Origin of the sequence: Synechococcus sp. R55.8, from assembly GCF_047461895.1 — a bacterium.
In the GTDB taxonomy this organism is placed as follows: domain Bacteria; phylum Cyanobacteriota; class Cyanobacteriia; order Thermostichales; family Thermostichaceae; genus Thermostichus.
Genome location: NZ_JANSIB010000180.1, coordinates 1 through 1,278, shown reverse-complemented (window position 1 = coordinate 1,278; position 1,278 = coordinate 1). Strand labels below are relative to the sequence as shown.

Sequence of the window (1,278 nt, the reverse complement as noted above, 5' to 3'; positions counted from 1 at the left end):
TATACATTATTTTCAGTATAGTTGAGCTTATTATTGACTAGAGTCATGCTCCTGCCGATGGCTGAAGTTGTCCCCCCGCCGGAAGCCTTGCCCGCCTCGGATGCCTGGTGGGGATCCCTGCGGCAGAGGCGGAGGGAGTTACCGCCGACAGTCGTGCAGCAGGCTTCCCAGAGCTTGGGCAGCTGGGAGGTGGATGTTGTCATTGCCGGTGGCACCCTGGGGATCTTCTTGGCAGCGGCTTTGGCCAAGCGGGGCTGGCGGGTGATCCTGCTGGAGCGCGGGATCCTGCGGGGGCGGGAGCAGGAGTGGAACACCTCACACCAGGAGCTGCAGGTGTTGTTAGAGCTGGAGCTGCTTACCCCGCCCGAGTGGGAGGCAGTCCAGGTTACCCACTACCCGAGGGGGCGGATTGGCTTTGGGGAGGGCCCCCACTGGTGGGTGGAGGGAGTGCTGAATGTGGGCGTGGATCCAGTCAGCCTCCTGGAGTTCCTCAAGCAGCATTTCCTGGCCTGGGGGGGCCAAGTGTGGGAGCAGACTGCCTTTCAAAGTGCCACCGTTCACCCCGATGGGATCTGCCTCCAGACCACCAAGGGACAGATCCGTGCTCAACTGCTGGTGGATGCCATGGGGCACCGCTCGCCCATCGCGGCCCAGGCTCGCCAAGGGCAGCCGCCAGATAGCGTCTGTCTGGTGGTGGGATCCTGTGCCCAAGGGCTGCCCGACCAACCCAGCGGGGATCTCTTCTACAGCTTTACCCCGGCCCAGAATGGCTACCAGCCCTTTTGGGAAGCCTTCCCCGCCCGCGATGGGCGCACCACCTATCTGTTCACCTACTGCGACCGGGATCCCCGGCGGCCTAGTCTAGAGCAGCTCTGGCGGGATTACTGCCGGCTGCTGCCAGCCTACCAGGGGGTGGAGCTGGCCCAGATCCGCTGGGTGCGCAAGCTGTGCGGCGTTTTTCCCGCTTACCGCCGTAGCCCTCTGCAACTGCCCTGGGATCGCCTGTTGGCAGTGGGGGACAGCAGTGGCAGCCAGTCTCCCCTCAGCTTTGGCGGCTTTGGGGCAATGCTGCGCCACCTGGATCGCCTACAGCAGGGGATCCACGAGGCCCTGGCGCAACGGCAGTTGAACCAGGCAGCCCTGGCCCTGCTGCAACCCTACCAGCCCAACTTGGCCGTGACCTGGCTATTTCAGAAGGCCATGATTCCCCCTCTGCAGAACAAAAGTTGGGATCCCAATAGCATTAACCGCCTGTTGAGCAGGGTGTTTGCGGCCATG

At 63.2% G+C, this 1,278-nt stretch carries 1 protein-coding gene; it reads left to right on the top strand.

Annotated elements, in window-relative coordinates; genetic code table 11:
- Nucleotides 1-57: 57 nt before the first annotated feature.
- A partial coding sequence (locus NW829_RS12235) for an NAD(P)/FAD-dependent oxidoreductase (RefSeq protein ID WP_414417201.1) occupies nucleotides 58-1,278 on the top strand: 1,221 nt, incomplete at its 3' end.